Source organism: Bradyrhizobium sp. FW305-F6, assembly GCF_058782905.1.
In genome coordinates this window covers 245729-268224 of record NZ_JBYSYD010000002.1, presented here as the reverse complement: position 1 = coordinate 268224, position 22496 = coordinate 245729, and the positions used below count along the sequence as shown (strand labels likewise).

The following is a 22496-nucleotide window of genomic DNA, read 5'->3' as shown; positions in this document are numbered from 1 at the left end:
CCGGGAGTGACCCATGCTGGCAGATCGCATCGAGGCAAAATGGATCGACGCATTTTGCGAGATCTTCGAACGTTGCGGCGTCAAGGCTGGCGATACCGCCGCGATTCTCTCGGAAACCCAGTCGCGGGCGTTAAACGTGCATCTTGCAGAGCTGGCCCTGCTGCGCATGGGGGCGCGTCCGTTTCACGTGGTGATGCCGACACCCCGAAACCGGAATATCGTTCCAGTTCGCTCCACCGGGGCGAGCGAGGCAATCCAGAAGCTCGGCCCGGTCATCACCGCCCTGCAGCAGGCAGGTTTTGTGGTGGATTGCACCATTGAGGGCCTGATGCATGCGGTCGAGACACCGGAAATCCTGAAAGCCGGAGCACGGATCCTGGTGATCTCGAACGAACATCCCGAGGCCCTGGAGCGGATGGTACCGGATCCCGCGCTGGAGAAGCGTGTTCGTGCCGCGGCCAAGATGCTGCGCGGGACGAAGCGCATGCGGGTGACCTCCAAAGCCGGCACGGCGCTCGACGTCGACATGGTCGGGGCTTCCACTGTCGGTGTGTGGGGCTGGACCGACAAGCCCGGGACGCTGGCGCATTGGCCGGGTGGCATCGTCGTCAGCTTTCCCAAGAGCGGAACCATCAACGGCACGCTGGTGATGGCGCCCGGCGACATCAACCTGACCTTCAAGCGCTATTTGACCTCGCCGGTGAAGATGACCTTGAAGGACGACTATGTCGTCGAGCTGGAAGGCGACGGCACGGACGCCGCGATGATGCGCGCCTATCTCGCCGCATGGGGCGATCGCGAGGCTTATGCGGTCTCGCATGTCGGCTTCGGCATGAACCCTGGGGCGCGCTATGAGGCGCTCTCGATGTACGACCAGCGCGATACCAACGGCACCGAAATTCGCGCCGTCCCCGGCAATTTCCTGTTCTCGACCGGCGCGAACGAGTTCGCAGGACGCTACACGGCGGGACATTTCGACCTGCCGATGATGGGAACGACCATTGAGCTCGACGGCGTTGCCGTCGTCCGTGATGGCGTGCTGCAGGATATCTTCGGCTAGTTGCGGTCGAGCACCGGGGGGCGCGCCAGATCGAAGTGCCGGAGCAGGTCGACCATGGCCTGAAGCCGCTTCAGGCGATACGCATCGACGTCCATCCCGGCGTAGTCCAGGAAGCCTGCGCCCGTGCGCAGGCCGATCCGGCCTTTGTGCATGTTGCGTGAAATGACGTCTGGCGCACGGTAGCGGTCGCTGCCAAGCGCGCCTTCCAGATACCTGCTCGCGTAGTAGAGGATGTCGCCGCCGCCCCAATCGATGAATTCGAGCAGCCCGAGCACGGCATAGCGGAAACCGAATCCGTAGCGGATCGCCTTGTCGATCTCTTCCGCGCTGGCCACGCCTTCCTCGACCATGCGTGCGGCTTCGTTCATTGCCAGCGCCTGGATGCGTGGAACGATAAAGCCGGGCGTCGCGGCGCAGACCACCGGCACCTTCCCGATGCCTTCGAGCAGCGTCTTGACGTCGTCGATGACGGTCGGGTCGGTCGCCTTGCCGGGCGAGATTTCGACCAGCGGAATCAAATAGGCCGGGTTGAGCCAATGCACGTTGAGGAAGCGGCGAGGATTGACGATCGCGCCGGAGAGATCGTCGACGAGGATCGTCGATGTCGTCGATGCAATGACCGTATCCGGGCTGACTTGCCTTGACGCTGCCGCCAATACCTCGCGCTTGAGCTCTACCACCTCGGGTACGCCCTCGAAGACCAAGCCGGCCTCGGCCAGTACCGCATCGTGTCCGGAGGCTGCGACGACCGAGACGCGCGCGATAAGCGGATCGACATCCGCTTCGGCCAAGAGCCCCAGCCTCGACAAGCTGGCAAAAGTCTTCCTGACCTCGCCGAGCGCGTCCGCTTCCAGCCTGGTGAAATCTTCCGTGGAACGCGTCTTGATATCGATCATTGTGACCCTGTGGCCTGCATAGGCGAACGCGACGGCGATGCCGCGCCCCATGCGACCGGCGCCGAGACAGGCGATATTGGCGCGATTGGTCATCGATCAAATCCATTGCGAAGCAGCTTCTGCAATTCGGCCTTGCTGAGCTCGCTGAGCCCAAGCGTCTCGAGCGTCCGGCCACCTCGCGCAAAGTCCTCGCCGCAGATCGCGCCGCCGATCGACAGGAACGCTTTGGCCAGCGGCGTGGCCACGCCGGCGAGGCTCGCGACCGACACCAGCAGCGACAGTCCGAGCCGCAGATCCTCGCGCAGGTAGCGGTGCTCGGCCAGGACGATCCGCTCGCGCCAGTCACCCGAATCGGTCAGCCGATCGTGCGAGCCGCGGCCATACATCCAGATCTCGCCTTCCTTCGCGTAGTGATGAGCGAGCGGGAAATGCGGTGCGCCGTAACCGAGCGCCTCGCGCACCGCGATGCGCTCGGCGTCGAGCGCGTCTGTGACCCGCCGGATCGCAGCTTGCGTGCCTTCCTTGTGAATGTCCCAGCGCTCGAAATGTTCGATCGGCCCTGCGTTCATCACGATCAGCGGCGGATGGATGATCGGGCCTGCATTCATCAGCGCGCCGGACAGGGCGTCTCCGCAGGGCTCGATGACGCCCGGGAAGGCGCGTCCGATGACGTCGAGTGCATGCGGCGCCTGATCATGTGGAAACACACCGACCGGCAAGCGCTTGGCGCGGATGGTAATCGCGACCTCGAACGGTCCGTGCTTGCGGGTCAGCCAGGGCAGCGTGCCGGTCTCGGCAAAGCTGGCCTTGGCGTGGTTGCCGGCATTCCGGACCGCCTGGGCGAAGATCATCGAGCCGAATGTCGCCGGCGGCAGAAACACGACCTGGCCGTCTCGCAGGTGCGGGGCGAGCAGGCGGGCGATATCCGCTTGTGCGAAGGCGGGAGCGGGACACAAGATCAGCTCCGTGCCAATGACCGCTTCGGCGATGTCCGTCGTGACCAGAGCTAGCCTCACGTCGTGACGGCCGTTGTGATCCTTGACCAGGATGCGCGAGCCGGCGGCGCGCTGAGCCGCAACTTGATCGGCATCGCGGCGCCAGAGCCGCACCTCATGCCCCGACAGGGCAAAATCGCCCGCGGCCGCGAAAGAGCCGTTTCCCCCACCCAGAATCGCAATCTTCAAGATGCTTCTCCTTGCGGGCGCGACTGCGCATCAAGCTGCTTCAGCAGGAAATGCTGGACCTTGCCCAGCGCGGTCCGCGGCAGGTCGGCGACGAAGACGATCTCGCGCGGAACCTTGTAGCGCGCGAGTTGCGCCTGAAGATGCGCCCTTAGTTCTTCCGCTTCCAGCCGGCAGCCTGATTTCGCAATGACATAGGCGATCGGCACCTCGTCCCAGCGCGGGTCCGGCCGGCCGATCACGGCGCATTCGCTGACGTCAGGGTGCTCGAGCAGGACGCGCTCGACCTCGGCCGGATAGACGTTCTCGCCGCCGGAAATGATCATGTTCTTCTTGCGGTCGCGGACCCAGAAATAGCCGTCCGCGTCGTAAAGGCCGATATCGCCGGTGCGATACCAGCCGTCGTGCAACGCCTCGCGCGTTGCGCCCTCGTTACCCCAATATTCGAAGAACACGTTTGGGCCGCGCACCGCGATCTCGCCCGGCGTGCCCGCAGGCAGTTCGTTGCCGGCCCGGTCGATCACTTTCGCCTCGCAGCACAGGCCGGCAAGGCCGGTCGATCCCGTGCGCGAAAGATCGCCGCCGAGGCGGGTGTAGACCGCGATGGGGCAGGTTTCTGTCGAGCCGTAGACCTGAAGCACAGGAACGCCACGCGCGACGAAGCGCTCGATCAGGTGCGGCGCCACGATCGTCGAGCCGGTGGCGACGGCCTTGAGTGAAGAGAGATCGGCGGCCGCCCAGGCGGGATGCTCGCTTACCGCCTGGATGACCGCAGGCACCATGACTGTGAGCGTCGGCCGGTCCTGCTCGATAGTGGCAAGCGCAGTATCCGGCGTGAAGCGTGCGTGCACTGTCACAGTGGCACCCAGTTGGAGCGCCGGCGTGGTCTGGATGTTGAGGCCGCCGACGTGGAAGAACGGCAGCACCGTCAGCACGTGATCATCGGACGTCATGTTGTGCATGTGCTGGCTCATGACGCCGTTCCAGAACAGCGCGTTCTGCCGCAGCACGGCGCCTTTAGGCCGTCCGGTCGTTCCCGATGTATAGACGATGAGCAGCGGGCAGGAAAGATCGGTGTGCGGATTGCGGCTGGTGCCGCTGCTCCTAGCCAGCAGAGCTTCGAACGACGTGCCGGCCGGCGGCGTGAAGTCGAGGCCTACGACGGATGGTCCCGGAGCGGTCTGCCCAAGCTCGGCCAGCATTCCGGAAAACGCCTCCTCGAGCATGAGAACCTTGGCTCCGGCATCGTTCAGGATGAATAGCTGCTCGGCGACCGACAGCCGCCAGTTCAGCGGTACCAGAATCGCCCCGAGGCGCGCGCATGCATAGAGCAGAACCAGGTAATCCGGCCTGTTCAGGCTGAGGATTGCGACACGGTCGCCGCGGCCGACGCCGAGCTCGCCCTTTAAGGCTGTCGCGGTTCGTTCGATGCGCGCGGCGAACTCGGCATAGCTCAGCCGCTTCCCCTCGAAGGCAATGGCGGTCTTGTCCGGCGCAAACGCCGCGTTCCGCTCGATCAGACTACAGAGGTCCACCGTCAGTCGTCCGTCTCACCCGCCTCGTAGAGCGCCTCGCGCCCGATCCGGTCGAGGCAGAGCTCGGCGGTCCAGGGCAGCATCAGCGAGCCGCAGCGGCTGTCGCGATAGATCCGTTCCAGCGGCAGCGACCGCAGCATGGCCTGACCGCCGCAGGTGCGGATCGCGAGCGCGGCGAGCTCATTGGCGCCTTCCATCACCGAATATTGCGCGGCATAGGCGCGCAGAACCTGCTCCTTGCTCGGATTGGCGCAGGCTTCGGTGACAGCCTGGAACCAGATCGCCTTGATCTGTTCCAGCTTGATCTGCATCTGCGCGACCGCGATCTGCTTGGTCGGGTACATCCGGCGCTTGACGGGCGGCATGCCCGGCACCTCGCCGCGCAAGTAGCGCACCGTGAAATCATAGGCGGCTTGCGCCAGGCCCATATAGGTCGGCGACAGCGTCAGGAACATGTGCGGCCAGCGTTGAGCTGCCTGGAAATAGACGCCGCGCGGCATCAGCGCGGAATCCTCCGGCACGAACACGTCCTTGAACAGCAGCGTCCGCGAGACTGTGCCGCGCATGCCAAGCGGATCCCAGTCGCCCACCACCGAGACGCCGTCTGATTTCGCTGATATCGCCAAGTAAAGCGTGTTGCGGCGCGAGGCCTTCTCGCCCTCCTCGATCTCGGTGCAAAGCACGCCATAGTAATCGGCATGGCCGGAGAGCGAAGCAAAGATCTTCTTGCCGTTGACGATCCAGCCGCCGGCGACCGGCCTTGCTTCGGTGCCGAAAGCGACGCCGCCCGCAGCGGCAGCGCCGCCCTCGGAGAACGGCTGCGAGTAGATCGCCCCGTCGTCGACGATGCGCTTGTAGTGGACCGCACGGCGCCGCTCGTGTTCGGCGCGCGTTTCTGCATCCATGTCGAGATCGTCGGCAAGGGGGCCCGACCACAGAGTCGAGCAGACATGCATGTTCCAGGTGAGCGCGGTCGCGCCGCAATAGCGGCCGATCTCGGCCGCCGCCAAGGCATAGGTCTGGTAGTTCGCGCCGAGTCCGCCGTGCTTCTTGGGGACGGCGATGCCGAGCAGCCCGACGCGATGCAGGTCGCGATAGTTTTCGGTCGGGAAGATCGCCTCGCGATCGTAAGTAGCGGCGCGACCTGCAAATACGGTCTGGCCGATCTCCCTTGCGCGGGCGATGATGCCGGCCTGTTCGTCGCTCAAGCGAAATGCAATGGGATCGAAGATCGGTGCATCCAGCGCGACCTTCTCAGTCGTACCGATGGTCTTGCTGACTTGCATGGTCATCGCGCAGTTACCTCAAGCTGTGGTCGCGAGTGCGTTCAGAAACCGGCCGAGAGCTTCGTTGAAGGCGCCGGGCCGTTCGAGATTGGCGAGATGACCAACCCCGGCGAGCTCGACATACTCTGCCCCTGGAATGAAGGTGGCCGTCTTCGCCATCATCGGTGCGGGGGCGTTGTTGTCCTTGGAGCCGGACAACAGCAGCGCCGGGACGGAGATATCCCCAAGCGTGCTGCGCTGATCGAAGCCGATCAGCGCGAGCATCATGGCGCGATAGCTTGCCTCGGGCACGCTTCCCATGCATTCGCGCGCCAGCTCCATCCCGTCCGGATCGGGATCGTCGCCGACAAGTTCCTTCACCAGGGAGGGGGCCAATGACTTCATCGTCTCCCCGCGATCCAGCGGTCCGAGCCGCGCCGCGATGAATGATTTTTGCCAATCGCCATCAGCCTTCCCGAAGGCCGGGCTGGTCTGCGCCAGCACGACCGCGCGTGCCAGTTTGGGGGACTGCACCAGCCACTTCTGAACGATCATGCCGCCGATCGAATGGCCAACCACGATGGGTCTGGTTGCGCCGAGCTGGTCGATGAACTGCTGTAGCGCTTCCGCCAGGGCAGCGATGCTGACGCTTGCAAGCGGCGCCGAACCACCGTAGCCCGGCATGTCCCATGCGATCGCGCGAAAGCGGCTGTTGAATGCAGCAAGCTGTCGACGCCAGGCCCGCGCCGCGCCGCCGATGCCGTGCAGGAAGATCAACGGTGTAGCGTTCGGGTCGCCCGCGGCTTCGTAGGCGAAGCGTCCGTCCTTTGTTATCATTGGCACAGGCTGCGACACGCGACATCCTTTTGCTTGGCCCTGTGATGCTAACAGGCCCGTAGGCGATGGGAAGCGATAATTTTATGCTTAAAGCAATTTCCGGGCCGCATTCGTCGCAGCGTCCGGGCGCCTCTCTCGTTGCAAAAATTTGAAGGTTAAAATATATCCGGAGAACGCAACGAGATCCGAGGGAGCCCAGCGCATGTCCGGATTGCCGCATTCGCCGCACGCCCTGGTGACCGGTGGTGGTCGCGGTATTGGTCGCGCGATCGCTGCTTCTCTCGTTGGCGTCGGCGCGACCGTCACCGTGCTTGGCCGGAACGCGGCGGCTCTCGAAGAAGCGGTCAATGCGGGGGCTGCGCACTTTGCGGCTGTCGCCGATGTCTCGGACGAAGAATCTTTGAAAGCCGCCATTGCCGGCGCGAGTGCCCGTCAGCCGATCGACATCCTGATCGCCAACGCGGGCAGCGCTGAATCGGCGCCATTTTTGAAGTCGGACTCCGCCCTTTTTGCGCGCATGATGGATGTCAACTTCATGGGCGTGGTTCACACCGTCCGTGCCGTGCTGCCGGGCATGAAAGATCGTCCTTATGGCCGCATCGTCGCAGTCGCCTCGACGGCTGGGCTCAAGGGCTATGCCTATGTCAGCGCGTATGCTGCGGCGAAGCACGCCGTTATCGGGCTGGTGCGTTCGCTTGCGCTCGAGATGGCCGCAAGCAATGTGACCGTGAATGCCGTGTGTCCCGGCTTCACCGACACGGACCTGGTCGCCGGCAGCATCGAAAACATCATAAGGAAGACAGGCAGAACGCGCGAGCAGGCGATCGCCGAACTGGCGAAATACAATCCGCAAGGGCGCCTAATCACGCCGCAGGAGGTGGCCGACGCGGTGCTCTGGCTGTGCGGCGAGGGCGCCGGCGCCATCACCGGACAGGCGATCGCAATTGCGGGCGGTGAAATCTAGCGCGTGTGTGCAGACGCGGAACAGGGAATCCTAGGAGATCGCATGAGCAGACCAGCCAATCCCGTCACCCTCCCGCTTGCAGATTATTCGCCGCAGCATTTCCTGCTGGCGGTGGTCGACGGTGTTGCGACGGTGACGCTGAATCGGCCCGAGCGGAAGAATCCGCTGACGTTCGAAAGCTACCGGGAACTGACCGATTTCTTCCGCGCCTGCGCCTTCGACGATGCGGTCAAATCCGTCGTCGTCACCGGCGCCGGAGGCAATTTTTCGTCGGGCGGGGACGTGTTCGAGATCATCGGCCCACTCGTGAAGATGGACACCAAGGGGTTGACCGCCTTCACGCGGATGACCGGCGACCTCGTCAAGGCGATGCGGGCCTGCCCGCAGCCGATCGTGGCCGCGGTTGAAGGTATCTGCGCCGGGGCAGGGGCGATCATCGCCATGGCATCGGACATGCGTCTCGCCGCAAGCGGGGCCAAGGTGGCGTTTCTGTTCAACAAGGTCGGCCTTGCCGGCTGCGACATGGGCGCCTGCGCCATCCTGCCCCGGATCATCGGGCAATCCCGCGCCTCGGAACTGCTCTACACGGGCCGGTTCATGACCGCGGAGGAGGGGGAGCGCTGGGGCTTCTTCAGCCGAATCGTCACGCCGGAGCAGGTGCTGCCCCAAGCGCAAGTGCTTGCGAAGCAGATTGCGGAAGGGCCGACCTTCGCCAACACCATGACCAAGCGGATGCTGGCGATGGAATGGGCGATGTCGGTGGAGGAGGCGATCGAGGCGGAGGCCGTTGCCCAAGCCCTGTGCATGACCACGGCGGATTTCGAGCGTGCCTTCGAGGCTTTCGCCAGTAAGGTCAAGCCGGTGTTCAGGGGCGATTAGGCGCTCCACTTTGCGGCGGCCAACCCGCAGCGGGGACTTGCGCGGAATTATTTTAGGCTTAAAATAGTTTTCATGGCCGGGTGAATTGGCGAGGCTCCCATGAAAGTCGCGATCATCGGTGGCGGACCTGCGGGTCTCTACGCTGCAATCCTGCTCAAGAAGCAGCGCCCGAGCGCCGACATCACCGTCTATGAGCGCAACCGGGCCGACGACACTTTCGGCTTCGGCGTGGTGTTCTCGGACGCGACGCTGGACAATTTCGAGAAGCACGATCTTCCGAGCTACCGGCGCATCACGCAGGAGTTCGCCTACTGGGACGATATCGCCGTGCATTTCCGTGGCACGGTGCATCGCGTCGGTGGTAACGGCTTCTGCGGCTGCTCACGGCAGAAGTTGCTCCTGATCCTCCAGCAGCGCGCACGCGAGCTCGGCGTCGCGTTGCATTTCGAGGTGGATATCGACGACGAGTCCCGCTTCGCCGATGCCGATCTGGTGCTGCTCGCCGACGGCATCAACAGCCGCTTCCGCGAGAAATACGTCGATTATTTCCAGCCGGAGGTCGACGTCCGCGCCAACAAGTTCGCCTGGATGGGCTCGACCAGGCCGCTCGATGCTTTCACGTTCATTTTCCAGGAGACGGAGTGGGGGCCGTTCATCGCCCATGCCTATCAGTACGAGGCCGGGCACTCGACCTGGATCTTCGAGACAGACCCTGCAACGTTCGAGCGCGCGGGGCTGACGGGTCTCGACGAGACGCAGTCCGCTGCGCGGATGGCTGAGATTTTCGGCTGGTTCCTCAATGGGCACAAGCTGCTCACCAACCGGTCGATGTGGCGCAACTTTCCGATGATCCGGAGCAAGCGCTGGGTCAAGGACAACATGGTCCTGCTCGGCGATGCCAAGGCCAGCGCCCATTTCTCGATCGGCTCCGGCACCAAGCTCGCGATGGAAGATGCCATTGCGCTCGCCGAGGCGATGGAGAGGGCGCCTGGCGTCAAGGCGGCGCTGGATCTCTACGAGCACGGCCGCCGTGAGGAGGTCGAGAAGACGCAGCATGCCGCCGACGTCTCGCTGGTCTGGTTCGAGCATGTCGACCGTTTCTGGGATTTCGACCCGGTGCAGTTCGCCTTCGGCGTCATGACGCGCTCGAAGGCGATCACGTATGACAATCTGAAGCTCCGTGCGCCGGATTTCGTGGCCGAAGTCGAAACGTCATTTGCCAAACGGGTTCGCGACAGCGGCTTTGACGTCGATACGGAGAAGCCGGCGGTGCCGCTGTTCCAGCCGTTTCGCCTGCGTGAAATGGAGATCGCCAATCGCGCGGTGATGTCGCCGATGTGCATGTATTCGGCGAAGGAAGGCGTCCCGACCGATTTCCACCTCGTGCACTACGGCTCGCGTGCAATCGGTGGCGCAGGCCTGATCTTCACGGAGATGACCTGCGTCGGCCCGGAGGCCCGGATCACCCCTGGCTGCGCCGGCCTCTGGAACGACGAGCAGGAAGCCACATGGCGGCGCATCGTCGACTTCGTCCACGGTAACTCGGCTGCAAAGATCTGCCTGCAGCTGGGGCACGCCGGCCGCAAGGGCGCGACCAAGCTGATGTGGGATGGCATGGACCGGCCGCTGGAGCAGGGCGGCTGGGATATCGTTTCGGCATCGCCCTTGCCCTATTTCCCCGACAGTCAGGTCCCGCGCGAACTCGATCGCGCCGGCATGATTGCAGTGAGGCACGCCTTCGTTGCGGCCGCCGAGCGCGGCGAGCGCTGCGGCTTCGACATGCTCGAATTGCACTGCGCCCATGGTTATCTACTCGCGAGCTTCATCTCGCCTCTGACCAATACCCGTACGGACGAATATGGCGGCTCGCTCGAAAACCGTCTGCGGTTCCCGCTCGAGGTTTTCGAAGCGCTGCGCGCGGTGTGGCCGTCGCGCAAGCCGATGTCGGTGCGCATCTCCGCGACCGATTGGGCTGACGGCGGCATCACCGGCGATGATGCCGTCGCCATCTCACGCGCCTTTGCCGAGGCAGGTGTCGATCTCGTCGACGTCTCGACCGGCCAGACCGTACGCGATGCACAGCCGATCTACGGGCGCATGTTCCAGACACCCTTCTCCGACCAGGTTCGCAACGAGGCGCGCGTTGCTACGATGTGCGTCGGCAACATCACAACGGCTGACCAGGCCAACACCATCCTGGCAGCCGGCCGGGCCGATCTCGTCGCCCTCGGCCGTCCCCATCTTGTCGACCCCTCCTTCACCATGAGGGCGGCGGCGTGGTACGGGGCGAACGACACGTTCTGTCCCCCGCAATATCTGCCCGGGAAAGACCAGATTTTCCGCAACAGCGTGCGCGACCGGCAGGATCTGGAGGAGCTGCGAATTAAGGCTAAGCCCAAGACCCGGGCCGAGCTGAAGGCGGAGGCGACAAAGCCGCTTGCGGCGGAGTGACCGCCCGTGCGACGTTAACCCATTGCCTTTGTTTCGAGTGGAGTTAGGGCGATGAAGGCGATTATCATCGGTGGCGGTATCGGTGGTCTCACCACGGCATTGATGTTCCGTTCGCGCGGCCTGGATTGCGAGATCTTCGAGCAGGCCGATACCATTCGCGAGCTCGGCGTCGGCATCAACACGCTGCCGCATGCCATGCGCGAGCTGGCAGGGCTCGGCCTGTTGCAGAAGCTCGACGACGTCGCGATCCGCACCGACCAGCTCTACTATCTCAATCGCCACGGTCAGGAGGTCTGGCGCGAAGCCCGTGGCATCGACGCCGGCCACGACGTGCCGCAATTCTCGATCCATCGCGGCCGGCTTCAGGGCGTCATCCATCGCGCCGTCGAGGAGCGGCTGGGTCGCGAGGCGATCCACACCGGATGCCGGCTCGGTGCTTTCACACAGGACGAGGGCGGCGTCACCGCCTACTTCTTCGATCGCGCCGGCGCGCATGTCCACACCGCGCGCGGCGATATCCTGATCGGTGCTGACGGCATCCACTCACGCGTCCGTGAAACGCTGTTCCCCGACGAGGGGCCGCCGTGCTGGAACGGCTTGATGTTGTGGCGCGGCGCCCGCGATTGGCCGCTGTTCCTCACCGGCAAGTCCATGATCGTGGCCGGCGGCCTCAATGCCAAGGTGGTGATCTATCCGATCGCGGAAGGATCGAGCCCGGCGAGCCGCCTCACCAATTGGGCGGTGCTGGTCAAAGTGGGGGAAGGCAATGCGCCCCCGCCACGGAAAGAAGACTGGTCGCGGCCAGGACGGCGCGATGAGCTGATGCCGCATGTCGCACGCTTCTCGGTGCCTTTTGTCGACGTGAAGAGCCTGATTTCGGCGACGCCCGAATTTTACGAGTATCCGACCTGTGACCGTGATCCCTTGCCCTATTGGTCATCAGGGAGAGTCACGCTGCTCGGCGATGCCGCGCACCCCATGTATCCGGTCGGCTCCAACGGCGCCTCGCAGGCGATCCTCGATGCGCGCTGCATTGCGGACGCGCTGATGCGGGCCGAACATCCGCGTCAGGCGCTGCTCGAATACGAAAAGAAGCGTCTGCCGATGACGGCCGAGATCGTCCGCTCTAATCGGCGCGGCGGCCCTGAAGGTGTCATCGACGCGGTCGAGCAGCTCGCGCCCGACGGTTTCGACAATGTCGACAACGTCCTCAGCTATTCCCAGCGCGAAGCCATCGTGCGCGGCTATGCCACCAAGGCCGGCTTCGCCGCAGTGCCGGGACTTGCGGCGGTGCGCGCTTGAGATCGGAAGCTAGCCGGCGCCGGGCGGTGGCGGCAGGAAGTGGATGTTGAACTCGGCGGCCAGCGCCACCACGTCATCGGGCTTCTGCTCCTTCATGTTGTGAAGGCCCCAGAACAGGTCGAACAGCCTGCGGCTCGGCGAGACCCAGAACAGCACCTTTGCGGTCTGCTCCGATTTGTTGAAGATGCCGTGCGGCACGCCCATGCCGAGCCGGATCAGATCGCCGGCGCTCGCCTGCGCCTCCGAACCGCCGAGCATGAAATCGAGCTTGCCCTCCAGCATGTAGAGATACTCGTCCTGGTCGGGATGAATGTGCGGCGGCACGAACGTGCCCGGCGGCAGCGTCGCGTGCCAGGAGAAGCTGTGCTCGGCGTAGCTCTTCGGCACGTAGGTCTGGCCGAGGATGTTCCAGGAGATTCCCTGGATGCCCTCATTGGCCCGGGTTATGCCCGTGATTTCACTCTTCATTGCAGTCCTCCCTTGACGCGGTACGCCGCCTAGTTCTTCGCCTTGCAATCCTTGGCATAGCGGTCGCCGTAATTCTCGAAAACCTTCTGCACGATCTCGGTCTGGAACTTGCCATCCGGGCGCTTGGCCACCTTTGTCAGGTAGAAATCCTGGATCGGGTAGCCGTTGGTGTTGAACTTGAAGGCGCCTCGCAGCGAGATGAAATCGGCCTTCCTCAGAGCGGCGGAGACTGCGTCCTTGTTGGAGAGGTCACCCTTCACGGTTTTGACGGCGCTGTCGATCAGCATCGCCGCATCATAGGCCTGAAAGGCGTAGGTGCCGGGCACGACGTTGTAGGCTGCCTCATAGGCGGCGACGAACTTCTTGTTCTGGGGATTGTCGAGATTGGGCGCCCAGTTCGCGCCTCCGAACATGCCAACCGCCGCGTCCTGCTGCGCTGGCAGGGTCGATTCATCGACCGTGAAAGCCGAGAGCACCGGAATGCTGTCGGCGAGCCCGGCCTGCCGGTATTGCTTGACGAGATTGACGCCGAGGCCGCCCGGCATGAACGTGAAGAGAGCGTCGGGCTTCTGCGAGGCGATCTTGGACAGCTCCGGTTGGAAGTCCAGCGTGTTCAACGGCATGTAGGTTTCCTCGACGATCTCGCCCTTGTAGTCGAGCTTGAAGCCCGCAACCGAATCCTTGCCGGCCTGATAGTTCGGCACCATCAGGTACATGCGCTTGTAGCCGCGATCCTGCGCGACCTTGCCGAGGATCTCGTGAACCTGATCGTTCTGGTACGAGGTCACATAGAAGAACGGGTTGCAGTCCTTGCCGGCGAAGGTCGACGGACCCGCATTCGGGCTGATCAGGAAGGTCTTCGATTCCGTGATGGGGCGGTGGATCGCCTGCAGGATGTTCGAGAAGATCGGACCGATCACGAAATCGACCTTCTCACGCTCGAGAAGTCCCTTGACCTTGGTGACCGCCGCGTCCGGCTTCAGTTCGTCGTCGACCACGACGACCTCGACCTCGCGGCCGCCCATCTTGCTGCCGAGATCCTTCACCGCGAGCGCGAAACCGTCGCGAACCTGTTGCCCCAACGCTGCGGCCGGTCCCGACAGGGTCACGATCACGCCCAGCTTGATTTTGTCCTGGGCGAGCGCAGGGGTCACCACGGTACCCAGCAGCATTGCGGCTGCAGCCAAGGTCATTTGCGTCTTCATGATCTGTCCCTCGTGACGATTGGCTCGCGCTGCAAGCCACGTATTTCAGTTCGAGCTTATGCCGATGATGGCCGCCGCGGCAAGCCGAGCGCCAGGCGCAACATCCCGCAGGCACCTCTGCATGCAAGCGGCGCGCCAATTATTTGAAGCCTAAAGGAATGGGACATGCGGTCGATTGTTGCGCTTTGGACTTGCAGCCGGCCCCGATTTATTTGAAGCTCAAAACGTTGGGGGAATCCGCGCCGGCGCCAATGCCTGCCGTCCATGATTGCATAAGATGCTCGATTCCGAGACCAAGGCCGTCGAGACCCCGGAGGATCACGCCGAAGAGCTTCGGCTGTGGCTGCGGCTTTTGACCTGCACGACCCTGATCGAGGGCGAGGTTCGCGGCCGGCTGCGGCAGCGCTTCGACGTCACGCTGCCCCGTTTCGATCTGATGGCGCAGCTCGACAAGGCGCCCGACGGCATGACGCTGTCTGATGTTTCCAAGCGCATGATGGTGTCGAACGGCAATGTGACCGGGCTTGTCGAGCGCCTTGTAGACTCGGGTCATCTCGATCGGCGGACCTCGGAGACGGACCGTCGCGTCCAGGTGATCCGCCTCACCAAGCTCGGGCGCGCCGAGTTCCGCAGGATGGCTGCGGAACATGAGACCTGGATTGCCGATCTCTTCGCCGACCTCTCGCCGAAGGACGTGCGTGAGCTGATGCGCCTCTTGGCCAAGACCAAGGCCTCGGCGCAGAAATCGGCCGCGCGGCGCCGGCCGTAAGCGCAAGGCCGGCTCAATCCCTTTTGCCGCAGGAAAAAGCACGGGCTGCCCAAAATCCGCTATTGCGCCAAATTGTTTTAAACCTAAAATGTTTCCAGATCGTGCTGCCGGGTGCAATCCATGCTGAAAGGAGCGTGCGATGGCCAACGCCGCCAAGATGCAAGTGCCGGGCTCGGATGACGGCAATGCCGAGACGGCTCATGTCGACACATTCGCGCGGCAACATCTGCCGCCGCGCGAGCTCTGGCCCGAGTTCATGTTCACGCGGCCCGAATTGCGATATCCTCCGCGACTGAACTGCGTCAGCTACTTCCTCGACCGCTGGGTGGAGCAGGGCCATGGCGACGCCCCTTGCGCCATCAGCCCCGCCGCCAGCTACACCTATCGCGAGCTGCAGGCGCTGGTGAACCGCATCGCCAATGTGCTGGTCGGCAAGTTGGGCCTCGTCACCGGCGGGCGCGTGCTGCTGCGCTCGGCCAACAATCCGATGATGGTCGCGACCTATCTCGCGGTGATCAAGGCCGGCGGAATCTGCGTGGCAACGATGCCGCTGCTGCGCGCCAAGGAGCTGTCCTATCCGATCCAGAAGGCCGAGATCGCGCTGGCGCTGTGCGACGGAAAGCTCTCCGAAGAGATGGAGAAGGCGAAAGCCGCGGCGCCTGGTCTCAAGCGGGTGGTCTATTGGGGCAACGGCGCGGCAGGCTCGCTGGAGGCGCTGATCGCCGATGCAAGCCCCGACTTCGAGGCCGTCGATACCGCCGCCGACGATATCTGCCTGATCGCATTCACGTCCGGCACGACCGGCGATCCCAAGGGGACCATGCATTTTCACCGCGACATGCTCGCGGTGTGCGATGGCTACGCGCGCAACATCCTTCGTGCCGAGCAGACCGATCGCTTCATCGGCTCGGCCCCGCTCGCTTTCACCTTCGGTTTCGGCGGCGTGCTGTTTCCGATGCATATCGGTGCTTCCTTCGTCGTGCTGGAGAAGACGACGCCGGACGACATTCTGAATGCGATCGAGCAGTACAAGACCACGGTCTGCTTCACCGCTCCGACCGCATACCGCGCCATGATCGGCAAGCTTCCGGGCCGCGACATCTCCTCGCTTCGCAAATGCGTCTCCGCGGGCGAAACACTGCCCAAGCCGACATTCGATGCGTGGCTGAAGGCGACCGGCATCAAGCTGATGGATGGCATCGGTTCGACCGAGATGCTGCACATCTTCATCAGTGCGACCGAGGACGAGATCCGCCCCGGCGCCACCGGCAAGCCGGTGCCGGGCTATGAGGCCAAGATTGTCGACGACGAGGGGCGCGACGTGCCTCCCGGAACGATGGGCCGTCTCGCCGTGCGCGGGCCGACCGGCTGCCGCTACCTCGCCGACGAGCGGCAGCGGAAATACGTCCAGAACGGCTGGAACATCACCGGCGACACCTACCTGATGGATAGCGACGGCTACTTCTGGTATCAGTCACGTTCCGACGACATGATCGTGTCGGCTGGTTACAACATCGCAGGGACAGACGTCGAAGTGGCGCTGCTCACGCATCCGGCGGTTGCTGAGTGCGGTGTGGTCGGCGCTCCCGACGAGGCACGCGGCATGATCGTCAAGGCCTATGTCATCGCCGCGCCCGGCGTGACGGCGGACGCTCAGCTCGCGGCTGAGTTGCAGGAGCATGTCAAGCGCGAGATCGCGCCGTACAAATATCCGCGCGCAATCGAGTTCGTAACGCAGTTGCCGAAGACCGAGACCGGGAAGCTGAAGCGCTTTGCCCTGCGGCAGTTGGCGGAAGCCGCGGCGACGTCATCCGGCGTCGCGGCGGAATGAGGGAAGGATAGAGATTTGTCCGTGACCACGCCGAAAGGCCCGCAACTCGCGGTGCTGCCGACAGCAGCCGAGGACGGGATGCGTATCAAGGCGCAGACCCTCCAGCCGTCAGGATGGCCGGTGCCGAAGGGCTATGCCAACGGCATGGCTGCCGAGGGACGCATCGTCGTCACCGGCGGGGTGATTGGCTGGGACGCTGAAGAGCGGCTTGCGGACGGCTTCGTCGCGCAGGTGCGTCGGACCCTTGAGAACATCGCCGCAATCCTGGCCGAGGCGGGCGCCCGGCCCGAGCACCTCGTGCGGCTGACCTGGTATGTCGTCGACATGGACGAGTATCTGGCCAATCTGAAAGAGCTGGGCAGGGTCTATCGTGACGTCTTCGGCGCGCACTATCCCGCCATGGCCCTGGTTCAGGTCGTCCGCCTTGTGGAGAAGGCGGCGCGCGTCGAGATCGAAGCCACCGCCGTCATTGCTCGCTGAGTTCCGCCGCGAGCGGCTCGCCTTGGTCAGCTTGCGCTGATTAGCTCGCTTTGGCGAGTTCATCGTCCTCAGGGGAGTTGAGATAGACGCCGGACACAGTGTCGACCCAGCAGAGATGGTCGTGCACCTTCTTGACGCCTTCGACGTTCTCCGCTGCGACGACCGCGGCCTGCCGTGCGCGGTCTTCGGTGATGACGCCGCTGAGATGGACGATCCCGTCGCGCACGATGACGTTCAGCCCGAACGGGCACCAGTCGGTCTTCTCCATGGTATCGATGATGCGATTGCGAATGTGGTCGTCATCGGCGGTCGGATCCGCCACGTCGCGGGCTAGCCCCGCCACCGCCTGCAACAGATTGGCGCGGGATACGATTCCGACGACCTTGTCGCCGCGCACCACCGGCAGCCGCTTCACGTTGTTTCGCTCCATGAGCTCGACGATCTCCGCGAGCGCGGTGTCCTCCGTGATGGTTACGGGCGAGTCGGTCATCACTTCCGAGACTTTGCGGCCGTGCTCGTGAACGAAGTCGCTGGCGGATTTGCCGGGACCGAGGATAAACCGCAGCCAGCGCCCGCGCTTGCGCCCGGTGCCGATCTCGCTGCGCCGGATGAAATCCCCTTCCGAAACGACGCCGATCAGCTTGCCGGTATCGTCGACCACGGTGAGCCCGCTGACGTGCCGCTTCAGCATGATATTGGCCGCTTCGACGATGCTGGTATCGGGGGTGACCGAGATGACCGACCGGGTCATGATCTGGTGGGCGCGCATGGACGACTCCGCTGGCTTTTTGGAATTTCGATGCTCGAAACCTAGCCCGGGTACCAAGGTGCGGTTTGACTCAGGTCAATCGGTGAACATGTTCGTTCCGATTGAGCGTTTGTGACGGCTGCGCATTTGATGCAGCTCAAGACGAATTGGGAGGCTCGCCATATCCTGTTGCCGACGTAGATCGAGCCCGCAGGAATATGAGTCATGAGCGTCGTGCAAATTTTTCCGCGAGCCGAAGAGCCGGCGGTGCAGGTCCTCCCTGCAAGTTCCGCCGCAGGTCCCCAGGTGCTGGTGAGCACCGAAAAAGGTGCAGGTGCGCCTTCCGGCAGCGACCCTTCGCCGGCACCAGAGCCATATCCCCTCGACCGCGCCCTTCACGCGATGCTGGCGCGGTTCACGGGCGGGATTTCGCCGCTGGCTTTGTCGCTCGCCTGGCTCGATTGGAGTTCGCATCTCGCCGCTGCGCCGCAGCGCCAGGTGGAGATTTGCCGTAAAGTCGTTCGCGACACCGGCCGGCTCGTTGAAGCTGCTGCGCACGCATTCTCGCCGGTGCAAAGGCCGTGGTCTGTGATTGCGCCGCAGCAGCGGGACCGCCGCTTCAGCGGACCGCAATGGGAAACCCCATCCTTCAATCTGCTCGCGCAGGCATTTCTGCTCGTCGAGCACTGGTGGCGCGATGCTGCGACAGGAGTGCGCGGCGCGTCCCCCGCAAACGAGGCGATCGTCGAATTCTCGATGCGCCAGGTATTGGACATGCTGGCGCCGTCGAATTTTGCGGTGACCAACCCGAAGGTGCTGGAGAAGGCATTCCAGAGCGGCGGGGAGAATTTCGTTTTCGGCTGGCAGAACTGGTGCAGCGATCTTTTGCGCCTGCTCTCCAACGCGAAGCTGACGGACGACGGGCAGTTCGTGGTCGGCAAGACGGTGGCCATTTCACCCGGCAAGGTCGTCTATCGCAATGAGCTGATCGAGCTGATCCAGTATCATCCGACCACCGCGCAGGTGCGGCCCGAGCCGATCCTGATCGTGCCGGCCTGGATCATGAAGTATTACATCCTCGATCTGTCCCCGCATAACTCGCTGGTCAAATATTTGACCGGCCAAGGCTTCACCGTGTTCGCGATTTCCTGGCGCAACCCGGATGCGAGGGATCGGGACCTCGCCTTCGACGACTACCGCAAGCTCGGCGTCATGGCGGCGCTGGACTTGATCGGCTTGGTCATGCCGGGCCGCAAGACCCATGCGCTCGGCTATTGTCTCGGCGGCACATTGCTGTCGATCGCCGCCGCCGCGATGGAGCGCGACGGCGACAACCGTCTCGGCACTGTCACGCTGCTGGCGGCCCAGACCGACTTCACCGAAGCCGGAGAGCTGACGCTCTTCATCAACGAGAGCCAGGTGAGCTTTCTCGAAGACATGATGTGGCAGCGCGGCTATCTCGATACGACGCAGATGGCCGGCGCCTTCCAGCTGCTGCGCTCCAACGAACTGATCTGGTCTCGGCTGTCGCATGACTATCTGATGGGCGAGAGCGCGCCGCCGAGCGACCTGATGGCCTGGAACGCCGACGCCACGCGGCTGCCCTATCGGATGCACTCGGAATATCTGCGAAAGCTGTTTCTCGACGACGATCTGGCCGAAGGCCGCTATCGCGTCGATGGCAAGAGCGTCTCACTTTCCGACATTCACACGCCGATGTTCGTGGTCGGCACGCTCGCCGATCATGTTGCGCCATGGCGATCCGTCTACAAGATCCACTATCAGGTCGATGCCGATGTGACGTTCCTGTTGACCAGCGGCGGCCACAATGCCGGCGTGGTCGCGCCTCCAGGGGAGCCCGGGCACTTCTATCAGGTGCTGACCAAGACCGCCGATGCGCCCTATGTCGGTGCGGACGATTGGCTCAAGCTGGCGCCGCGCGTTGAAGGCTCTTGGTGGCCGGAATGGACCAATTGGCTGGCGGCGCGCTCGGGCACCCCGTGTGAACCGCCGCCGATCGGAATTGGAAACACCCTTGGCCTGCCGGATGCGCCGGGTGACTACGTCCACACCTAGACCTCCGGCTCGGACCGCGGCGCGAGGTCTGACGAGCGGAAAGGCTTGGCCTTGTCCAGCTTCTGGTAGGCCCTTGCAGCGGTCCGCAACAGCTTCTTCTCCCGCTTGCGGTCGAGGAAGCGGCGGCCGGCATCGAGGCCGGCGCCGTCCAACGACGCTGCCAGCGCCTGTCCTCGTGCATCGTCGTTCAATTGCCCGAGGGATCGCTGCGCCTTGCGCAAGTGTTTGAGGACGGACTTCTGCTTCGCCGCCGCCCCATCGGCGAACAGGTCCGAAAGTGACTCGATCGAATAGGTCATCCGCTTGTTGAGAAGCCGCAGCTTGTGACGTTTCTCGACACCGAGCTTCTTCAGCTTGCGGGCCTTCTCGAGCAGCGTCGTCTCCCACTCGGCCAGCCGCTCCGTTGCGTGGTCGGCAAGCGTGCGACGGCGCAACCGGATGGTTTCCTTGCTGCGCCGGGTCGACCAGGGGCCGCTTTCGATCCATGTCGAGGTCTGTTCGACCAGACGGCGGTATCGTGCAGATCGCAGCGCACGCGCCAGCAGCCGGTGGCTCTCCGCCCGTTTCTCGTTCCAGTGCTGGAGCTCGGCAACCACGGCGAGTTCCTCGCCACTCTCGGCGACGACCCGCTCGATGGCGACGTCGAGATCGCGCACCATGCCGAGCTGACCGTTCAACCATTTCAGTTCGGCCCAGACATTCGGCCGCTCTGTATCGTCGACCATCGGCGAGAAGAAGCGGATGGAAGTCCGTAGATGCGTCAGTGCGATCCGGATCTGATGCAGGGCATCAGGATCGCCGCGGCAGGTGCCGTCGTGCTGAGCGATCACGGCGTCCAGGTGCCGGCGCGCGATGATCCGGAACGCCGTGTCGCAAGCCATGCCGGGGCTCAGGCGGGCGGGCAGCGTGTTGCGCCGCGCCGCCGGCTTGGCAGGCGCCGCCCGCTTGACACGCGTGGTCGGCATCGAGCTCGTGCCGGGTCGCGACTTCCTTGCCCGCATCAATCTGATTGCCTTGTTTCCCCCGCCGCGATGGCATTCCGGCAATTCTGGAGCGTCTGCTCTTGTGTTCCGGATGCATCGATGGTCGCCCAGCCGACATGGCCGATATTATAGTGCTCTTGCAGCGCGGCAACCTCCGGCGTGGCGTCCGATGCGTCTCCCCGGCGGCGCCCGATCCGTGACTGTCGGGTCGCGAGGTCCGCCACCAGGAAAAGACCGTTCAATGCCACGTTGCACTCGCGCGCCAGTGCCGCGATCACATCGCGCTCGTCCTCGCGGGCGAATACGCCGTCGACGATCACCGAATGGCCTTGCGCCAGCACCCGCTGGGCGCGTTGCGCCAGCGTGTCGTAGACCCGGGCCGTGACCTCTGGCGTGTAGGCGGAGGGCGGCAGGCGGTGCGTGTCCTCGACGGCGAACATCTGCTTGCGGACGAGATCGCTGCGCAGCACGACGGCGCCCGGCTGCGGCGCGACGTCCGGCGCGAGCCCCTGCGCCATGACAGTCTTTCCAGTGCCGGACAGACCGCCGACGGCGATCAGACGCGGAGCAGGTGGGCGGATCAGCGTCCCCGCGAGCTCGAAATAGCGCCGTGTCTGGTCGAGAATGCCGGGTTTCCCCGAATGCGGCCGTTGCAGCCGTGCCAGCGTCACCTGTGCGCGGATCGCCGCCCGGATCGACATGAACAGCGGCAAGGCCGAGAGCGCATCGAGATTTTCGGTCGGCGTCGCGGCGAGATAGCGATTGAGGACCATGTTCGCTGCGCCCGGCTGATGGTGCTGCAGCAGGTCCATGAGCGCGAATGCGAGATCGTAGAGCACGTCGACCGTTGCCATCTGCGCGTCGAACTCGATCGCATCGAAGAGCACGGGCCGGTCATCGAGCACAACGATGTTAGCGAGATGCAGATCGCCATGACAGCGGCGCACGAAGCCCTGGCGGCCACGCTCCAGGAGCAGGGGACGAATACGCAGATAGGCCGCGTGAGAAGCCTGGCCGAGCTTCTCGATCCCTTGCGCGTCGAAATGTCCGCCGGCCCGCAGGCCGTCAAGGTTGCCGTCGATCAGGGTCGGGATGGAAGAGACCCATGCTTTTCCGTCGGCGCGTGTCGCCGCCGCGTGCGAAGCCGCGATTGCATCGGCGGCAGCCGAGGCGAGTTTCGCGTCAAGGGGGCCGGTCTCGGCCAGATGATCCAGCGTCCTGTTTTCGTCGAAGCGCGACATGTCGACCGCGTACTCGATCGGCCGGCCAGCGCCGTCGACCTTCACCGATCCATCCGGCTCTTCCGTGATCGCGACGACGCGGCGATAGATCTGCGGCGCCAGCGGCCGGTTGATCCTGATTTCCTCCTCGCAGGCCGCCTTTCGCTTTTCGAGGGTCGAATAATCGAGGAACGGAAACCGCACGGCGCGTTTGATCTTCAGCGCGCGCTTTGCGTCCAGGAATACCGAGGCGCCATGCGTGTCGATCCGCCTCACGCCCGGATGGTCCGTCAGCATCTGGAAGATGCGGTCCTGAGCCGCTGTTTCATCCTTCATCGAAGCGGAC

Annotated in this window: 19 protein-coding genes; 9 read left to right on the top strand and 10 right to left on the bottom strand. The window is 63.9% G+C overall.

What is annotated here, in order from left to right; all coding sequences use genetic code 11:
* The first annotated feature begins 13 nt into the window (after positions 1-13).
* Complete coding sequence (locus AC3WLX_RS12470) at positions 14-1060, top strand: 2,5-dihydroxypyridine 5,6-dioxygenase NicX family protein (protein ID WP_492336152.1); 1047 nt, start codon at positions 14-16, stop codon at positions 1058-1060.
* Here AC3WLX_RS12470 and AC3WLX_RS12465 read toward each other — a convergent pair.
* Genes AC3WLX_RS12465 through AC3WLX_RS12445 form a run of 5 tightly spaced genes read right to left on the bottom strand, consistent with a single transcriptional unit; the run spans position 1057 to position 6792 of the window.
* Positions 1057-2049 carry a 3-hydroxybutyryl-CoA dehydrogenase gene (locus AC3WLX_RS12465; protein WP_291618179.1) on the bottom strand — a complete coding sequence of 331 codons (993 nt, stop codon included), beginning with the start codon at positions 2047-2049 and terminating at the stop codon, positions 1057-1059. The genes AC3WLX_RS12470 and AC3WLX_RS12465 overlap by 4 nt on opposite strands.
* A complete protein-coding gene (locus AC3WLX_RS12460) occupies positions 2046-3140 on the bottom strand; it encodes an NAD/NADP octopine/nopaline dehydrogenase family protein (RefSeq protein ID WP_492336151.1) in 1095 nt (364 codons plus the stop codon). The genes AC3WLX_RS12465 and AC3WLX_RS12460 overlap by 4 nt, the downstream gene beginning before the upstream one ends.
* On the bottom strand, positions 3137-4672 hold the full coding sequence (locus AC3WLX_RS12455; RefSeq protein WP_492336150.1) for a class I adenylate-forming enzyme family protein: 1536 nt from the start codon (positions 4670-4672) through the stop codon (positions 3137-3139). The genes AC3WLX_RS12460 and AC3WLX_RS12455 overlap by 4 nt, the downstream gene beginning before the upstream one ends.
* Positions 4673-4674: 2 nt before the next feature.
* The gene (locus AC3WLX_RS12450) at positions 4675-5964 is read right to left on the bottom strand and encodes an acyl-CoA dehydrogenase family protein (protein ID WP_492336149.1); all 1290 of its coding nucleotides are present in this window, start codon (positions 5962-5964) and stop codon (positions 4675-4677) included.
* A gap of 12 nt (positions 5965-5976) precedes the next feature.
* A complete protein-coding gene (locus AC3WLX_RS12445; protein WP_492336148.1) occupies positions 5977-6792 on the bottom strand; it encodes an alpha/beta fold hydrolase in 816 nt (271 codons plus the stop codon).
* A gap of 184 nt (positions 6793-6976) precedes the next feature.
* On the opposite strand from AC3WLX_RS12445, the gene AC3WLX_RS12440 reads away from it, so the two are divergent.
* From AC3WLX_RS12440 to AC3WLX_RS12425, 4 genes are all read left to right on the top strand, one after another.
* Positions 6977-7738, top strand: a complete 762-nt coding sequence (locus AC3WLX_RS12440) for an SDR family NAD(P)-dependent oxidoreductase (protein WP_492336147.1) — start codon at positions 6977-6979, stop codon at positions 7736-7738.
* Between the two features lie 42 nt (positions 7739-7780).
* A complete protein-coding gene (locus AC3WLX_RS12435; RefSeq protein ID WP_492336146.1) occupies positions 7781-8617 on the top strand; it encodes an enoyl-CoA hydratase family protein in 837 nt (278 codons plus the stop codon).
* Positions 8618-8716: 99 nt separating this feature from the next.
* Positions 8717-11068: a bifunctional salicylyl-CoA 5-hydroxylase/oxidoreductase gene (locus tag AC3WLX_RS12430; RefSeq protein ID WP_492336145.1), complete on the top strand. Its 2352-nt coding sequence runs from the start codon at positions 8717-8719 to the stop codon at positions 11066-11068.
* 51 nt (positions 11069-11119) lie between these two features.
* Positions 11120-12370 (top strand): flavin-dependent oxidoreductase, encoded by a 1251-nt coding sequence (locus AC3WLX_RS12425; protein ID WP_291618196.1) that lies wholly within the window; start codon positions 11120-11122, stop codon positions 12368-12370.
* A 9-nt stretch (positions 12371-12379) separates the two neighbouring features.
* Here the strand turns inward: AC3WLX_RS12425 and AC3WLX_RS12420 are convergent, their stop codons facing one another.
* Both AC3WLX_RS12420 and AC3WLX_RS12415 read right to left on the bottom strand, forming a co-directional pair.
* Complete coding sequence (locus tag AC3WLX_RS12420; RefSeq protein ID WP_492336144.1) at positions 12380-12838, bottom strand: cupin domain-containing protein; 459 nt, start codon at positions 12836-12838, stop codon at positions 12380-12382.
* Positions 12839-12867: 29 nt separating this feature from the next.
* Positions 12868-14043 carry an ABC transporter substrate-binding protein gene (locus AC3WLX_RS12415; protein WP_492336143.1) on the bottom strand — a complete coding sequence of 392 codons (1176 nt, stop codon included), beginning with the start codon at positions 14041-14043 and terminating at the stop codon, positions 12868-12870.
* A gap of 277 nt (positions 14044-14320) precedes the next feature.
* Here AC3WLX_RS12415 and AC3WLX_RS12410 point away from each other — a divergent pair, with 277 nt between their 5' ends.
* The 3 genes from AC3WLX_RS12410 to AC3WLX_RS12400 all read left to right on the top strand — a co-directional run bounded on the left by AC3WLX_RS12410 (position 14321) and on the right by AC3WLX_RS12400 (position 17123).
* Positions 14321-14812 carry a MarR family winged helix-turn-helix transcriptional regulator gene (locus tag AC3WLX_RS12410; RefSeq protein WP_100232950.1) on the top strand — a complete coding sequence of 164 codons (492 nt, stop codon included), beginning with the start codon at positions 14321-14323 and terminating at the stop codon, positions 14810-14812.
* 139 nt (positions 14813-14951) lie between these two features.
* Entirely contained in the window at positions 14952-16643 is a 1692-nt protein-coding gene (locus AC3WLX_RS12405; RefSeq protein WP_492336142.1) for a benzoate-CoA ligase family protein, read from the top strand.
* A gap of 21 nt (positions 16644-16664) precedes the next feature.
* Complete coding sequence (locus AC3WLX_RS12400) at positions 16665-17123, top strand: RidA family protein (RefSeq protein ID WP_492336141.1); 459 nt, start codon at positions 16665-16667, stop codon at positions 17121-17123.
* Between the two features lie 40 nt (positions 17124-17163).
* Here the strand turns inward: AC3WLX_RS12400 and AC3WLX_RS12395 are convergent, their stop codons facing one another.
* Positions 17164-17892 carry a CBS domain-containing protein gene (locus tag AC3WLX_RS12395; protein ID WP_492336140.1) on the bottom strand — a complete coding sequence of 243 codons (729 nt, stop codon included), beginning with the start codon at positions 17890-17892 and terminating at the stop codon, positions 17164-17166.
* Between the two features lie 204 nt (positions 17893-18096).
* Here AC3WLX_RS12395 and AC3WLX_RS12390 point away from each other — a divergent pair, with 204 nt between their 5' ends.
* The gene (locus tag AC3WLX_RS12390; RefSeq protein ID WP_492336139.1) at positions 18097-19947 is read left to right on the top strand and encodes a PHA/PHB synthase family protein; all 1851 of its coding nucleotides are present in this window, start codon (positions 18097-18099) and stop codon (positions 19945-19947) included.
* Here the strand turns inward: AC3WLX_RS12390 and AC3WLX_RS12385 are convergent.
* Together AC3WLX_RS12385 and AC3WLX_RS12380 are read right to left on the bottom strand one after the other, a co-directional pair.
* Positions 19944-20912: a CHAD domain-containing protein gene (locus tag AC3WLX_RS12385; RefSeq protein ID WP_492336138.1), complete on the bottom strand. Its 969-nt coding sequence runs from the start codon at positions 20910-20912 to the stop codon at positions 19944-19946. The two genes, AC3WLX_RS12390 and AC3WLX_RS12385, sit on opposite strands and share 4 nt — an antisense overlap.
* Positions 20913-20947: 35 nt before the next feature.
* Complete coding sequence (locus AC3WLX_RS12380) at positions 20948-22486, bottom strand: bifunctional aminoglycoside phosphotransferase/ATP-binding protein (RefSeq protein WP_492337273.1); 1539 nt, start codon at positions 22484-22486, stop codon at positions 20948-20950.
* Positions 22487-22496: the final 10 nt, after the last annotated feature.

What these genes read in the sequence shown, in the direction of transcription:
- AC3WLX_RS12435 (WP_492336146.1), top strand. Translation starts at nt 7,781, where the DNA reads ATGAGCAGACCAGCCAATCCCGTCACCCTCCCGCTTGCAGATTATTCG.
- AC3WLX_RS12420 (WP_492336144.1), bottom strand. Translation starts at nt 12,838, where the DNA reads ATGAAGAGTGAAATCACGGGCATAACCCGGGCCAATGAGGGCATCCAG.
- AC3WLX_RS12405 (WP_492336142.1), top strand. Translation starts at nt 14,952, where the DNA reads ATGGCCAACGCCGCCAAGATGCAAGTGCCGGGCTCGGATGACGGCAAT.
- AC3WLX_RS12395 (WP_492336140.1), bottom strand. Translation starts at nt 17,892, where the DNA reads ATGCGCGCCCACCAGATCATGACCCGGTCGGTCATCTCGGTCACCCCC.
- AC3WLX_RS12410 (WP_100232950.1), top strand. Translation starts at nt 14,321, where the DNA reads ATGCTCGATTCCGAGACCAAGGCCGTCGAGACCCCGGAGGATCACGCC.
- AC3WLX_RS12380 (WP_492337273.1), bottom strand. Translation starts at nt 22,486, where the DNA reads ATGAAGGATGAAACAGCGGCTCAGGACCGCATCTTCCAGATGCTGACG.
- AC3WLX_RS12440 (WP_492336147.1), top strand. Translation starts at nt 6,977, where the DNA reads ATGTCCGGATTGCCGCATTCGCCGCACGCCCTGGTGACCGGTGGTGGT.
- AC3WLX_RS12430 (WP_492336145.1), top strand. Translation starts at nt 8,717, where the DNA reads ATGAAAGTCGCGATCATCGGTGGCGGACCTGCGGGTCTCTACGCTGCA.
- AC3WLX_RS12385 (WP_492336138.1), bottom strand. Translation starts at nt 20,912, where the DNA reads ATGCCGACCACGCGTGTCAAGCGGGCGGCGCCTGCCAAGCCGGCGGCG.
- AC3WLX_RS12415 (WP_492336143.1), bottom strand. Translation starts at nt 14,043, where the DNA reads ATGAAGACGCAAATGACCTTGGCTGCAGCCGCAATGCTGCTGGGTACC.
- AC3WLX_RS12465 (WP_291618179.1), bottom strand. Translation starts at nt 2,049, where the DNA reads ATGACCAATCGCGCCAATATCGCCTGTCTCGGCGCCGGTCGCATGGGG.
- AC3WLX_RS12470 (WP_492336152.1), top strand. Translation starts at nt 14, where the DNA reads ATGCTGGCAGATCGCATCGAGGCAAAATGGATCGACGCATTTTGCGAG.
- AC3WLX_RS12425 (WP_291618196.1), top strand. Translation starts at nt 11,120, where the DNA reads ATGAAGGCGATTATCATCGGTGGCGGTATCGGTGGTCTCACCACGGCA.
- AC3WLX_RS12450 (WP_492336149.1), bottom strand. Translation starts at nt 5,964, where the DNA reads ATGACCATGCAAGTCAGCAAGACCATCGGTACGACTGAGAAGGTCGCG.
- AC3WLX_RS12390 (WP_492336139.1), top strand. Translation starts at nt 18,097, where the DNA reads ATGAGCGTCGTGCAAATTTTTCCGCGAGCCGAAGAGCCGGCGGTGCAG.